The organism is Acidobacteriota bacterium, assembly GCA_016195325.1.
Taxonomy (GTDB): Bacteria; Acidobacteriota; Polarisedimenticolia; order JACPZX01; family JACPZX01; genus JACPZX01.
Map to the genome: position 1 here is coordinate 1 of JACPZX010000121.1, position 13,439 is coordinate 13,439.

Annotated in this window: 11 protein-coding genes; 6 read left to right on the plus strand and 5 right to left on the minus strand. The window is 68.7% G+C overall.

Annotated features, from left to right (window positions below):
- The 3 genes from HY049_20005 to HY049_20015 all read left to right on the plus strand — a co-directional run.
- On the plus strand, nucleotides 1-169 hold a 169-nt coding region (locus tag HY049_20005), incomplete at its 5' end, for a hypothetical protein (GenBank protein ID MBI3451184.1).
- A gap of 144 nt (nucleotides 170-313) precedes the next feature.
- Complete coding sequence (locus HY049_20010) at nucleotides 314-2,077, plus strand: amidohydrolase (GenBank protein ID MBI3451185.1); 1,764 nt, start codon at nucleotides 314-316, stop codon at nucleotides 2,075-2,077.
- A complete protein-coding gene (locus HY049_20015) occupies nucleotides 2,074-2,448 on the plus strand; it encodes a hypothetical protein (protein MBI3451186.1) in 375 nt (124 codons plus the stop codon). Before HY049_20010 ends, HY049_20015 begins: the two co-directional genes overlap by 4 nt.
- Here the strand turns inward: HY049_20015 and HY049_20020 are convergent.
- Nucleotides 2,402-3,079 (minus strand): MBL fold metallo-hydrolase, encoded by a 678-nt coding sequence (locus HY049_20020; protein MBI3451187.1) that lies wholly within the window; start codon nucleotides 3,077-3,079, stop codon nucleotides 2,402-2,404. The genes HY049_20015 and HY049_20020 overlap by 47 nt on opposite strands.
- Before the next feature lie 312 nt (nucleotides 3,080-3,391).
- Here HY049_20020 and HY049_20025 point away from each other — a divergent pair, with 312 nt between their 5' ends.
- The gene (locus HY049_20025) at nucleotides 3,392-6,496 is read left to right on the plus strand and encodes a hypothetical protein (GenBank protein MBI3451188.1); all 3,105 of its coding nucleotides are present in this window, start codon (nucleotides 3,392-3,394) and stop codon (nucleotides 6,494-6,496) included.
- On the opposite strand, the gene HY049_20030 is transcribed toward HY049_20025, so the two are convergent.
- Genes HY049_20030 through HY049_20045 form a run of 4 tightly spaced genes read right to left on the minus strand, consistent with a single transcriptional unit; the run spans nucleotide 6,497 to nucleotide 9,670 of the window.
- On the minus strand, nucleotides 6,497-7,642 hold the full coding sequence (locus HY049_20030) for an acyl-CoA dehydrogenase family protein (protein MBI3451189.1): 1,146 nt from the start codon (nucleotides 7,640-7,642) through the stop codon (nucleotides 6,497-6,499).
- A gap of 10 nt (nucleotides 7,643-7,652) precedes the next feature.
- Complete coding sequence (locus HY049_20035) at nucleotides 7,653-8,291, minus strand: peptidylprolyl isomerase (protein MBI3451190.1); 639 nt, start codon at nucleotides 8,289-8,291, stop codon at nucleotides 7,653-7,655.
- Nucleotides 8,292-8,334: 43 nt separating this feature from the next.
- Nucleotides 8,335-8,847 (minus strand): peptidylprolyl isomerase, encoded by a 513-nt coding sequence (locus HY049_20040; GenBank protein ID MBI3451191.1) that lies wholly within the window; start codon nucleotides 8,845-8,847, stop codon nucleotides 8,335-8,337.
- 43 nt (nucleotides 8,848-8,890) lie between these two features.
- The gene (locus HY049_20045) at nucleotides 8,891-9,670 is read right to left on the minus strand and encodes an enoyl-ACP reductase (GenBank protein ID MBI3451192.1); all 780 of its coding nucleotides are present in this window, start codon (nucleotides 9,668-9,670) and stop codon (nucleotides 8,891-8,893) included.
- Between the two features lie 79 nt (nucleotides 9,671-9,749).
- Between HY049_20045 and HY049_20050 the strand changes: the two genes are divergently transcribed.
- Nucleotides 9,750-12,371: an insulinase family protein gene (locus HY049_20050; protein ID MBI3451193.1), complete on the plus strand. Its 2,622-nt coding sequence runs from the start codon at nucleotides 9,750-9,752 to the stop codon at nucleotides 12,369-12,371.
- 92 nt (nucleotides 12,372-12,463) lie between these two features.
- Nucleotides 12,464-13,309 (plus strand): hypothetical protein, encoded by an 846-nt coding sequence (locus HY049_20055; GenBank protein ID MBI3451194.1) that lies wholly within the window; start codon nucleotides 12,464-12,466, stop codon nucleotides 13,307-13,309.
- Nucleotides 13,310-13,439 lie beyond the last annotated feature (130 nt).

Genomic DNA, 13,439 nt, shown 5'->3' on the forward strand with positions numbered 1-13,439 from the left:
CGATCCGTGGATGTCGAACGTCGCGCGCGGAGCGGGGGGCGCGGCGGGGGGCGGCTCGGGCGGAGCGGCGGCCGGCGCAGCCACGGCCGCGGACGGCCCCAGGGCGGCGCCCACGCCTGCCGCGGCGGCGGCGCCGAGGAATCGCCGGCGCGGCCACGGCGCCGTGTGACTGGGCTCGCGGTCATTCTCGGGCATGGGCACCTCGCCGTTCGTCCCGCGGCGCGCGCGGCATGACGGCGCCGCGCAGCATGACGTTGCATGGTAGCTCAACTCACCCTGAGCACGGAGGGCCGGCGGCGTTATACTCGCGGCCGTGACACACACCTCACCGGCGGGGCCCCGGGCCGCGCGTCCCGGAGTCGTTCTCGCACTCGCGCTCGCGCTGGCGGCGCCCGCCCCGGCGTCCGCCGCGGCGTCGCACGAGCCGCTCCCCGCCGATCTCATCCTCCTGAACGCTGACGTCGTCGGCGTCGGCCCCGCCCGCTCGACTCGATCCGCCGTGGCGATCCGCGGCGGCGCGATCGCCTTCGTCGGCGGCGAGACCCAGGCTATGGCGCTCCGCGGCGAGCGGACGCGCGTTGCCGACCTCCGCGGCTTCACGCTCCTCCCGGGCCTCACCGACGCGCACGGTCACGTGTCGGCCTTGGGCTTCGAGCTGACGCAGGTGAGCCTCTTCGACGCGAAGAGCGAGGAGGACGCCGCGGCGAGAGTGCGCGAGGCGGCCTCGAAGGCACCTCCCGGCGAGTGGATCCGGGGCCGAGGGTGGGATCAGACGCGGTGGCCGACGAACGAGTTCCCTGGAAGGGCCAGCGTCGACGCGGCCGCGCCGCTCCATCCGGTCGCCCTCTTCCGGGTGGACGGTCACGCCCTCTGGCTCAACTCGCGCGCGCTGGACGTCGCGGGGATTGGCCGCGAGACGCCGGATCCCGCCGGCGGCCGCATCGTGCGGGACGCGGCGGGGTCGCCCACGGGCGTTCTCGTCGACAACGCGATGCGCCTCGTCGAGTCGCACATTCCCCCGGCCGACCGGGCCCACGCGAAGCAGGCGATCGTCCTCGCGCTCAACCGCTGCCTCGACGTCGGGCTGACCGAGGTTCACGACGCGGGCATCTCGACCGAGGAAGAGTCCATCTACAAGGAGCTGGCCGCGGCGGGGGATCTCCCGATTCGGGTCTACGCGATGCTCGGGGGCACGCAGCGCCCGGTCAACGACGCCTTCGCCGAGCCCCCGATCCTCGGCATGGGGGGCGATTTCTTCACGCTGCGGGCGATCAAGCTCGGGATCGACGGCGCGCTGGGCTCCCGGGGGGCCGCTCTCTTCGAGGACTACGCGGACGCGCCGGGGCAGCGCGGGCTCATCACGCGCGAGCCGGCCGAGATCGAATCGATCGCGCGCCAGGCCATCGCGAAGGGATTCCAGGTCTGCGTCCACGCCATCGGCGACCGGGGAAACGCCGGGGCGCTGGACGCGCTCACGGCGGCTCTCGCGGGGGCGCCGAAGGGTGACTACCGTTTCCGGATCGAGCACGCCCAGGTGCTGAGGCTCAAGGACATCCCCCGGTTCAAGGCGTCGGGGATCATCCCCTCGATGCAGCCGACGCACTGCACCTCCGACATGCGCTGGGCCGAGGCGAGGCTGGGGCCGAAGAGGATCGCGGGGGCGTACGCGTGGCGCAAGCTCCTCGCGACCGGCGTCCCACTCCCGGGGGGCTCGGATTTTCCCGTCGAGTCCCAGAACCCGTTCCTCGGAATCTACGCCGCGGTGACGCGTCAGGACCGATCTGGGTTCCCCGCGGGCGGGTGGAGGCCCGAGGAGAGGATGACTATCGGCGAGGCCCTCAGGGCCTTCACTTTGGACGCGGCGTACGCCGCCTTCGAGGAAGATCGGGCCGGAGCGATCGAGGCCGGGAGGCGGGCCGACATCGTCGTCCTGCGCTCGAACCCTCTCACGATGCCGGTGAGCGAGATCCTCGAGGCGGCGCCGGCCGCCGTCCTCCTCGCGGGGAGAGTCGTGAGGACGAGCCCCGACGTGGCCGGGCGGCTCCCCGTGGACGCGTCGCCTCGCTCCCCGCGGTGACGGACATGCTCGACCTCTTCGATCCCGCACCCGACGACCCCGGCGACGAGGGGAAGCCCTCGCTGCGCCTCGTGCCCCGGGGGCCGCGCGTGTCGTTCCGGTGGGTCGAGGATCCTCGGACCCCCTGGCCGATCCGCGCCCTCTCGGTGGCCCTCGCCCTGCTCCTGACGACCGTCGGCGTCTCAACCATCCTGTACACCGCCGGCCTGCTCAAGAAGTACTACGACCAGGTGGACGCGATGGACCGCGCGCACGCGGCGGCGCGGGCGAAGGCGGCCGCGGAGCGTCAGCAGGTGGAGAGGCTGAAGGCCTCGGGAGGGATCGTCATCGGGCTCCCGAAGGACGCGGCCCCTTCAAAATCTCCCCGATGAAGGGATTCCCCCGCTTCTCGTCGTGGATGCTCGTGGCCGGCCCGTGGCCGGGGTGGACCAGCGCGTCGTCGGGGAGCGCGAAGACCCGGTCGCGGATCGAACCGAGAAGCTGGCGGTAGTCCCCTCCCCACAGATCCGTCCTCCCGATCCCCTTCCAGAAGAGGGTGTCGCCCGTGAAGACGATGGGCTCCGCCGGCCGCTCCGGAAGATCGAGGCGCAGGCAGATGCTTCCCGGCGTGTGGCCCGGCGTCTCGATCACCTCGAGCGCGCGCGCGCCGAAGGGGATGCGGTCGCCGTGGACGAGGAAAGCGTCGGGGGCGGGAAGCTCCTCCGCGGCCATCCCGAACGCCGCGGCGGCTTCAGGGAAGGCGCGCCAGAGCGGAAGATCCCCCTCATGAATGTGGGCCGTCGCCCCCCGCGATCGCTTGAGGGCCCCCGCCGCCCCGATGTGGTCGAGGTGCCCGTGGGTGTGGAGCGTTTTCCGGAGCGTGAGGCGGTGGTGATCCAGGATCTCGGTGATCCGCTCGATCTCGTCCCCCGGGTCGATGACCAGGGCCTCGCGGGTCGCCTCATCGCCGAGGATGACGCAGTTGCACTGGAAGGCGCCGACCGGAATCGACTCGAAGATCAACGGGCTCCCCCCGGGGTTCGCGTGGGCGGGCAGTATACCTCGCGCGTCCCCTGGCGGCCGTCAACCGGCGGGACGCGCCCCGGGTCTAACGTGTCGCCCTTCAGCGGATTGCCTCGGCTCGGGGGGGAGCCGTGGAGGCTTGACATCGGTCGGGTCGGCTGTTCAAATGACGGCCCCTGCGACGACAGTCCATGACATCCGTTACGATCCCGCCCCCTTCGCGACGATTCTCGCGAAGCCGTGGGCGACGGATGGGGTGAGGGGTCGCATCGACGGCCGAAGAGAACGACGACTGGCGAGGAGAGACATCGAATGAGACTCGACACGGCACGCTCCCGCGGATTCTCCCGGCGCTCCGGCCTCGTGGCCCTGGTGGCGCTGGTGGCCCTCTCCCCCGCCTCTCCCCTGCTGGCGCAGACGCTCAGGTTCTCGCCCACGAGCTTCAACGTCCCGTCCGATCCGAACACGCCGGCCTCGGTGGACATCTTCATCGACTCCGTGCCCAACCCCGGGCTCTTCGGGTTTGACGTCGTGTTCAGAGTCGATCGCGGCTCGGACATCGTTCTGAACCCCGTGCTCGACCCGACCCTCTCGACCGCGTGGAACGATCCTGTCGCGCAGACTGTAGATAACGACGCCAACACCGGAGCGATTCACTGGGAGGTGCACAACAGCGGCGGGGCCGTGCTGCCCAAGGGAACGGTCAAGCTCGGCACGATCAAGATCAAGTCGAACGGGTCCGTCAACGGCGTCGGGACGATGCTCTGGGACGACCAGAACTCCTTCTTCATTCAGGCCATCTTTGTGAATCAGGGCGTTTCCAACTTCGTCAACGCCGAGTACACGATCGGATCCGCGCAGTCGGACCTGACGCTGACCGGCTGCGTCCAGTCGTCTCCGGCCGATCCCAATCACTTCGTAGACGGCGACACGGTCACTGTGAGCTGCACCGCCCGAAACCTCGGGCCCGGCAGCCTGCCGCGAGCGACGCTCGCTGTGACCGTCATCTCCGCCGACGCGACGGTCGACAGCACCGACACGGTCATCGATACGACGCAGATCAGTCAGCTGACCGACCCCAGCGTCGACGCGAACAGATCGTCGGGCATCTTCACCATCTCGCACGCCCCTGTCTTCACGACTCCTGGCCCACGGAAGATCTGCACGAAGCTCGACGTCGCCGGACCCACCAGTCTGAACCAGCAGGGCGGCGTGATCTTCGAGACCAACGAGCTGAACAACGTCGTCTGCACGAACGTGACCATCGATTTTCCGGAGCGTGACCTCACCATCGGGCTGGACTCGAATTTCGATCCCCTGATCAAGGCCCGCGGGAACGCGCTCGATCCGAACGCACTGCACGCGGGGAACGGACTGTTCGTGGATTTCACCGTGCAGAACATCGGCACGGCCGTTGCGCGAAATCACACGAACACGGTGGTCCTCACGAGCGATCCGAACGCCAACCCGAATGGGACGACGCTGTGCAGCCTCGACGAGATGTTCACGCAGGCCTCGGTTCCTCCCGGCCTGCTGGGGGGACAAACGGAAACTCGCACCCTCGGTCTGAGCGCCAACACCTGCACGCTTCCCTTCTCATTGACTCCGGGAAACTATTTCATCGGACTCAGCACGGACTCCGGCGGGCAGGTGTTCGAGAGCGACCCCAACGGGAACTCGCTGGAAGGAAACAATTCCGCCTACGTGCCGGTGACGGTCGAAATGGCGTTGCCCGCCCAGCTCTCGGCGACATCGGATACCGGAGCCCGCCTTCAGAAACTCGAGGGGCCCGGCAAGTCTCACGCCGTCTTCACCCTCGGCTCCGTCGTCGATGTCACGTCCCTCTCGTTCACGCTCACCTGGAGCCCGACCAACCTCATGTCGATCGGCAATCCAAACGTGATTGCGGGGGATCCGAACGACGTGGCGCCCAGCGCCTCCTTGTTCGATGCCGCAGGCCGAACCGGCGCGTGCGATCCGCCCATCATTGACAACAACGCCGGCACCCTCACGGTCACCTGCACCGGCAGCGGGACCGGGCCGGGCGCCCAGATTGCCGGAGTCCAGACGGTTCTGGACGTCAATTTCACGACGATCTTCCCGGGACCGGGAACGTTTGCGTTCAGCAGTGTGACGCTGATGGATTCGAACGGAGTGTCTCAACCCGTCATCCTCGACACGAAGGGCACCTTTCTCGTCGAGGGGAATCCCGACGATCGGTACAGCAATCTCACGCCGCCGGTCGACGCCTTCCCGGGCAGCCCCTTCACGACGACTTTCGATCTCTGCAACGTGGGGTTCGGGTTTGCGCCGCCGGGAACGCGATCCTCGGTGCAACTCTCCGCCGACCCCAACGTCACCTCCGGCGACACCGTGGTCTGCAGCTTCCTCGAGTCCGCAAACATCACTCCCGCCTCGTGCGTCAATCGCTCCCTGACCACGTGCAGCATCGCCACCGACCTCAGGCCCGGGTTGTACACCCTCGGCATCACGGACGATCCGGCGGACGCCCCCGGCAAGGCCACGACTCCCGTTACGCTCCCCACGCGCGTCTTCGCGCTGCGCGAAGGGAAATCCGGCGGGCACTCGATCGAATCGACGCGCGCCCCCGACTTCAGCGGCAGCGTCGGCCCGGTTCTGGCGAACGACCCGAAGTTCAGGCCGACATCCATCGGAGGGCTCCGCACGACGGTGCGGAACTTCAACCTCGTGGCGGGCGTCACCAAGCCCACGACCGGACGCCTCATCAACCTTTACCGAACTCCCAAGTTTCTCGACACCGATCTCGACGCGCAGGCGACCTCCCGGTTGCGGCTCCCGAACGGCACGGTGGGAGTCCTGGGCGGCGCCGACATCGACGGGGACGGCGAGGACGAGATGATCCTGCTCAAGAAAGGACAGGGCGGGGAGTTCCTCGACTTCCGGAAGATGAACTACGCGAAGCGCCGTCCCGAGGCCGGGATCAGCATCGCCAGGACGGCGCCCGTGAACGGCCACATCGTGGGCGCCACGGGGATCCAGTTCGACGGCGACGTCGAGGACGAGGTCGTCGTCGTCGTCGATGACGGGACCACGCAGTCGCTGACGATCAACGACATCGCCATCCAGGACCCGAAGATCGCGAGCTCCACGCTCGTTCCCGTCGCCGACGATCTGACCTTCGGAACGACCGCCGGGGATCGCGCGCTCAGCCTTTGCGTGACGGACTACGGGCTCGACGGCACGCTGCTCAATCCGAACGAGCAGATCATCGCCCTGACGGTCGACGGAACGGGGGTCCAGTCGCTGAAGGTCTTCGACCCGCCGACGGTGCTGGGGCCGGGAGCGGGCGCGCAGGCGACGCTGGTGGCCGCGGACAACCAGTTCGGCGGAACGCCGCAGAAGAAGAAGGTGCTGGCGATCGCCTGCACGCGGTGATCAGGACCGCTCGAAGATCTCCTTCGCGATGATCAGGCGCTGGATCTGCGAGGTCCCCTCGTAGATCTGGAACACCTTGGCGTCCCGCATGAGCTTTTCGACCGGGTACTCGCCGTTGAAGCCGTACCCCCCGAAGATCTGGACGGCGTCGAGGGCGGTCTTCATCGCCATGTCGGCCCCGAAGGCCTTCGCGCACGCCGCTTCGCGGGTGTTCCTCTTCCCCTGATCGATCGTCCGGCACGCCTTCCACACCAGGAGCCTGGCCGCCTCGATGTTCATGGCCATCTCGGCGATCATGAACGAGATCGACTGGTGCGCGGCGAGGGGAACGCCGAACGCCTTGCGCTCCTTCGAGTAGCGGACCGCGTGCTCGAAGGCGGAGCGGGCGAGGCCGACCGCCGCCGAGGCGACGATGGGCCGGGTGTGGTCGAAGGCGCCCATCGCGATCCGGAAGCCGTCCCCTTCGTTCCCCAGGCGGTTCGCGGCCGGCACCTTCACGTCGGTGAACGTGACGGCGCGCGTGTCGCTCGCCCTCTGCCCCATGTTCTTCTCTTTCTTGCCGACGTCGATCCCGGCGCTGGCCCTCGGGACGATGAAGGCGCTCATGCCGCGATGTTTCTTGTCGGGATCGGTGTACGCGAGCACGAAGTACCAGTCGGCGACCGAGCCGTTCGTGATCCACATCTTGCTGCCGGTCAGGGCGTAGTCGCTTCCCACGCGGCGGGCGAGCGTCTTGATCCCCGCCACGTCGCTGCCCGCGTCGGGCTCGGTCACGCAGTACGCCGCGAACTTGAACTCGCGGATCATCGGCGCGAGCCATGCCTTCTTCTGCTCGTCGGAGCCGGCGACGATGACGGGCGCCTCGGCGAGAGTGTTGGCCTCCATCGCCGTGCCGATGCCGGTGCATCCCCACGCGATCTCCTCGGCGATGATGGCGCCGTCGAGCACGCCCAGGCCCATCCCGCCGTAGGCCTCCGGGACGTGCGTGTTCATGAGCCCGAGATCCCACGCCTTCCGGCAGATCTCGCGCGGAAACTCCCCCGTCTGATCGTGGTGAGGGGCCTTCGGCGCGATCTCTTTCTCCGTGAACTCGCGGGCCAGGGCGCGGAGCTGTTCCTGCTCTTCCGTCAGATCGAAGTCGACCAAGTGTTCCCTCTTACTTCCCCGCGACCGTTTCGATCGTGAGCTTCCTGAGAATGACGTCCTTGGTGGGCTTGCCGCTCGGAGAACCGAGCGTGGCGCAGACCTTGTTCACGACGTCCTGTCCCTCGACCACCTGCCCGAACACGGAGTAGCCCCCGTTCAGGGAGGGGTACGGAACCTGCGTGATGAAGAACTGGCTTCCGCCGCTGTTCGGACGTCCCGTGTTGGCCATGGCGAGCCGGCCGGGGATGTCGAACTTGTGCGTGGAGACGAATTCGTCGGGGATGTTGTACCCCGGCCCGCCCGTGCCGGTTCCCAGCGGGTCGCCCCCCTGCATCATGAAGCCGGGGATGATGCGATGAAACTTCGTGCCGTCGTAGAACGGCCGCTTCGCCTGGTTGCCTGTGGCCGCGTCCTTGAACTCCTTCGTCCCGGTCGCGAGCCCCGTGAAGTTCTCGACGGTCTTCGGGGCCTCCTTCTCGTAGAGGATGCAGACGATCTTCCCCTCAGTCGTGTCGAAGACGGCGTACTTGCCGGCCTGCGACTTCCACGCGGGGGCGTCGGCCGCGGCCGCGGGTGCGGACGTCACGGCGAGGGCGGCGGCGACGGCGGCCGCGGCGGAAAGACCCTTGAGCGAAGCGCGATTCAACATCTTCGGTTCACCTCCAGATGATGACGATGAGGACGGCCGGCGCTCAGGCGCCGGCGCGTTCGATGGTGATGGACTTGACGAGGACTTCCTTCGTGGGGCGGCCCTGCGGCGATCCGAGCGTGCCGCAGATGCGCTCCACGATGTCCTGCCCCTGGACCACCTCGCCGAAGATGGTGTGCTTGCCGGTGAGCCACGGCGTGGGGATCTGGGTGATGAAGAACTGGCTGCCGCCGGTGTTCGGCCCCGCGTTGGCCATGGCGAGAAGCCCCGGACGGTCGAACTTCAGCGTCGGATGGAACTCGTCCTTGATGTTGAAACCGGGGCCGCCCGTCCCCGTCCCCAGCGGGTCCCCCCCCTGCATCATGAAGCTCGGGATGATCCGGTGGAACTTCGTGCCGTCGTAGTAACGGCGCTTCGTCTTCTCGCGCTTGACGGGGTCCGTGAACTCCTTCGTCCCCTCGGCGAGCCCGACGAAGTTCTCGACGGTGATCGGCGATTCCTTCTCGAACAGACGGACGGTGATCTTTCCCTCGCTCGTCTCGATGGTGGCGCGCATGTGTCGGTTCTCCGTGAGGTTTGCGGGCGGGGCGAACGTCCGCTCAGGTGCCCATGATGTTGTAGCCCGCGTCGACGAAAAGAACCTCTCCCGTCACCCCGCTCCCGAGATCGCTGAGCAGGAAGAGGGCGGCCTTCCCGACCTCGTCCGCCTCGATGTTCCGGCGGAGCGGGGCCTTGTCGCGCGAGACGTGGAGCATGTCGAGGACTCCGGAGATGCCGCGGGCGGAGAGGGTGCTCACCGGCCCGGCGGAGATGGCGTTGACGCGGATATTCTTCGGTCCGAGCTCGTACGCGAGCTGGCGCACCGCGTGCTCGAGGGCGGCCTTCGCCGTCCCCATCACGTTGTAGGAAGGGACGACGCGGCCGCTCGCCATGTACGTGAGCGTGACGATGCTGCCGCCATGCGCCTCCATGTAGGGAGCCGCCTCGCGCGCGATGGCGACCAGCGAGTACGCGCTGATGTCGAGGGCGGTGCGAAAACCCTCGCGGCTCGTCGCCACGAAGTCCCCCTCGAGATCCTCCTTCCGCGCGAAGGCCACGCTGTGGACGAGGTAGTCGATCCGGCCCAGATCCTTCCCGGCGCGGGCGCAGGTCGCGGCGATGTCCTCGTCCTTCGTGACGTCGCACTCGTAGAGGGGGCACTTCCCGCCGATCTCCCGGACGAGCCCCTCGACGCGCTCCTTGAGCCGATCCCCCTGGTAGGCGAAGGCGAGAGTGGCCCCCGCGCCGTGAAGCGTGCGGGCGATCGCCCACGCGAGGCTCTTCTGGTTGGCGACGCCGAAGACGAGGCCCGTCCTCGACGAGAGATCGATCGTGACCATCGGGGCTATTGAATACCACGCCCCCTCAGGAATCAACCGGGGCGCGCTGAGATAGAATCGCCCCACCTGGGAGGAATCGATGATCGCCATCATGCGCCGCGCACGTGCCACGACTCTCGCCGCCCTTCTCACGGTCCCCCTCGCCGCGCCCGGGGGCCCGCCACCGCTCGCCGCGGGGGTCGCCTCCGCGAGCCGGACGGTCCTCGCCAATGGCGCGGAGATCCTCGTCATCCCGCAGCCGGGGGTCCCCCTGGTCGCGGTCGTCTCCGTCATCCGGAGCGGCGCGTCGTCGGAGGGGCCGGGGGAGAACGGGATCTCGCACATGCTCGAGCACCTCCTCTTCAACGGCACGGACGCGCGGACGCAGGAGCAGCTCTACGACGACCTGGATCGCCGCGGGATCGTGAACAACGCCCACACCGGGGTCGACGAGATGACCCTCTTCATGCTCGGGCCCGCGGGCGAGACGGCGGAGATGCTCGCCGCCGAGTCCGAGATGCTCTTCCGCTCCAACTTTCCCGAGGCGAAGCTTGCGAAGGAGCGCGGCATCGTCCTCAACGAGATCGCGAAGGACGCCACGCAGGAGGCGACCCGGTTCCAGGAGGCGCTGGACGCCATTCTCTACGCGGGAACGCCGTGCGCCCTCCCCGTCACCGGGACCGACGCGAGCATCCGCTCCCTCACCCGCGACGCCATCGTGAGCTACCACCGGCGCCACTACCGCCCCGACAACCTCACGGTCCTGGTGATGGGGGACGTCACGCCGGGCGACGCGCTCGCCCGGGCGCGCGCCGCCTTCGGCGGGATCGCCCCGGCTCCCGAGCCGCCGGGGGGTGCGCCGCCGGCATGCCGCCCGGCCGCGGCCGCGATCGGCGTGCTCCATTCCCTCAAGATCCCGGGAGGCTCCCGGCGGATCGCTCTCGCCGCGGAGGCGCCCTCACCTCGCGACCCGCGGCATCCCGCCGCCTCCCTTCTCGCCGCGATGATCGAGCCGGGTCTCGTCGACGCGGCGAACGGTCGCCGGGAGGGGGCCCCCGGAAAGATCCTCGACGCCTCGGTCGAGCTCGCGGGAAGCCGCGGCGGCGCCCTCCTCGAGATCACCGCCACGCTCGACGACGCCCTCCCCTACGACGCGGCGATGCGCGCGCTCACCGGCGCGGTGCGCGAGCGCCTGACGACGCCCCCCGATCCCGACGATCTCGCCCATCGCAAGGTCGCCGACCGCGTCACCCTCTCGCTCCTGGAGGAAAAGCCTCACTACTTCGGCCTCGATCGCGCGCCGACGATCGCGTGCTGCGGGTGGCAGGCGGTCGTGGACGGCCCGGCGAAGATCGCGGCGGTGACCGCCACGGACGTGGCCGCCGTGGCGGCGTCGCTCGCCGATTCGGGCCGGTGGTCGCTCTTCGAGGCAGGGCCCGACGTGACGGAGGGGACGCGCCCCGCCCTCGTCCCGGCTTCGGCGCCCGCGAGCGTCCGCACCGTCCTCCCGAACGGCCTCACCGTGCTCGTCCGCTCGGGGCAGGAGTCCTCCGTCTTCGCGGCGGCGCTCCTCACGCGCGCCCGCTCGGCGAGAGAGCCCGAATCGCGCGGCGGCATCGCGGACCTGCTCCACCGCCTCGCCGGCCACGCGACGGCGTCGCGCAGCGCGTCGCGCCTCGAGAGCGATCTCACGAGGATCGGGGCGCGCGTCAAGGTGACCGACGATCCGTCCATCCCCTACGACGACGCCGACACCACCTCAGAGTTCTCGTTCATGCGCATGGAGACGCTCGACGAGTTCGCGCCGGAGGCGATCCCGATCCTCGCGGAGATGGTCCGCTCCCCCGCCCTCGACACCGACTCGATCGAGAGGATGCGCGGGCTCCAGATCGAGCGGGCGCGCCAGGGCGCGGCCCGCCCCGGCGAGAGGGGGCGCGGGCTGCTCCTCCGCGCCCTCCTCGGGAAGGACGCGCCTCTCGGCCGCTCTCCCTTCGGCACCGAGGAGTCGGTGAAATCGATCACCGCCGCCGATCTCGACGGTTTCCGCCGGATCTACTTCACGCCGTCGAACCTGATCCTCTCCGTCGCCACATCCCTGCCGCCGGAGGCCGCGCTCGATCTCGTCCGTGGGAGCTTCGGCGCGATGGAGGCGGGGACTTCGGGTGCGATCGCGCCCCCCGCCACGACGCCGGCGGCGCCGTCGCGGGTCGAGGAGAAGCTCGGCGGCGCGCAGGCGTACGTGCTCGAGGGTGTGCTCCTCGATCCGAAGCCCGCGGAGGTTCCGGCGCTCGCCGCGGCGGCCGCGATCCTCTCGAAGCGGATGGGGATGGAGATCCGCGAGAAGAAGGGGCTCGCCTACTCCCTCGGCGCGGGAGCGGAGCTCTTCGCGGGGCACCTGCTCTTCACGGTGCGCGTCGGGACGAAGCCGGAGCAGCTCGACGAGGCCCTCGCCGCCGTGGACGAGCAGATCCGGGAGCTCGCGACCCGGCCGCCGACGGAGGACGAGATCGCCTCGGCGATTCGCTCGGAGGGGGTGCGCATCCTGATGCGCGGCCTCTCGCGCATCAACAAGGCTTTCGCCGCCGGCCTCGACGAGCTGCGCGCGCACTCCGCGGTGCCGGCACCGTGGAGGGAACTCCCGACGGTCACTCCCGCCGACGTCGCCGGCGCGGCGAAGGCGTACCTCGCCACGGAGAAGATGACGCGGGTGATCCTCAGATAGAGGCGTACCGGAACTCCCGATTGCCATTCCCGCCGGTCTGAGTTAGTCTCGCAATACCCGCCTGCCGAATGGCTCCCAAAGGAGACTTTCTTATGAAATCGCTGCGCGCCGCCCACGTCGTCCGGTGCATGGGAGTCCTGACTTGCCTCTATTCTTTCTTCTGCGGAGTCGCCGTCTCCGTCGCCTCCGTCCTGCCGGACGACGCACCCGAGTCACTGACCGTCGCCGCCATGCCCACGAACCCGACGGGGCTCGCCGACGACGAGAGGTTTGCTACGACGGACCATCCGAACCTCAACGTGTGGTTCTACGCCTCGAGCCCACCTCTCGTCGTGCCGATCGAGGTGACGCGGGTCTTCAGCAAGAACGGGCTCGACTACCCGTCGCTCCTGACGGCCGTTCCGCAGCTCGTGATTCGAGCGTACGACGTGGACTCCGTCTGTCCCGATCCCGTGTGCGAGTTCGACGAGGTCTTTCTCAACGGACAGTTTCTGGGGTTCCTGACCGGTCACAGCGGGCGATTCTCCGACTCGGTCTTCGATCTGGATCCGGCCTGGTTCAGTCAAGGTCTTCCGCTGGACGCGCGGTTCAACGGGTCGGGGCTCCCGCCGAGCCCGGGCCACAACCTGGTCCAGGTGGTCGTGAACGTCGCGGGCGGCTCGCGGGACTGGAAGGTGCAGATCGTGTCGGTCGAACTGCGAATCCGCGCGATGCGCCCCGCCGTGCTGATCCACGGGATGAGGAGCGATTCGTCCACCTGGAATACGTTCAAGCCCTTCATCCCCGGGGACCTCAGCCTCGCGTACGACGTGGGTAAGCACGACCTCGTCACCGCGAACGCAGGGAGGATTATGGCGCTGGTGCCCTCCGCACTCACGGCCTTTGGGACGAGCCGGATCAACCTGATCGGCCACAGCAAGGGCGGCCTCATAGGGTAGTCCTTAAGCCCTGACACCGACGTATTCGAGCCCGAAGCGCATGCGTCCCGTCACGCGATCTCGCTTCGGATGGGCGCGTGCGGCGTTGTTCAACAGGAACTCGACAGCGTCGTCGATGATTGAGTGCAGA

Excerpts from the sequence above, each read along its gene's own strand:
- HY049_20050 (MBI3451193.1), top strand. The coding sequence starts at position 9,750 with ATGATCGCCATCATGCGCCGCGCACGTGCCACGACTCTCGCCGCCCTT.
- HY049_20025 (MBI3451188.1), top strand. The coding sequence starts at position 3,392 with ATGAGACTCGACACGGCACGCTCCCGCGGATTCTCCCGGCGCTCCGGC.
- HY049_20035 (MBI3451190.1), bottom strand. The coding sequence starts at position 8,291 with ATGTTGAATCGCGCTTCGCTCAAGGGTCTTTCCGCCGCGGCCGCCGTC.
- HY049_20040 (MBI3451191.1), bottom strand. The coding sequence starts at position 8,847 with ATGCGCGCCACCATCGAGACGAGCGAGGGAAAGATCACCGTCCGTCTG.
- HY049_20055 (MBI3451194.1), top strand. The coding sequence starts at position 12,464 with ATGAAATCGCTGCGCGCCGCCCACGTCGTCCGGTGCATGGGAGTCCTG.
- HY049_20045 (MBI3451192.1), bottom strand. The coding sequence starts at position 9,670 with ATGGTCACGATCGATCTCTCGTCGAGGACGGGCCTCGTCTTCGGCGTC.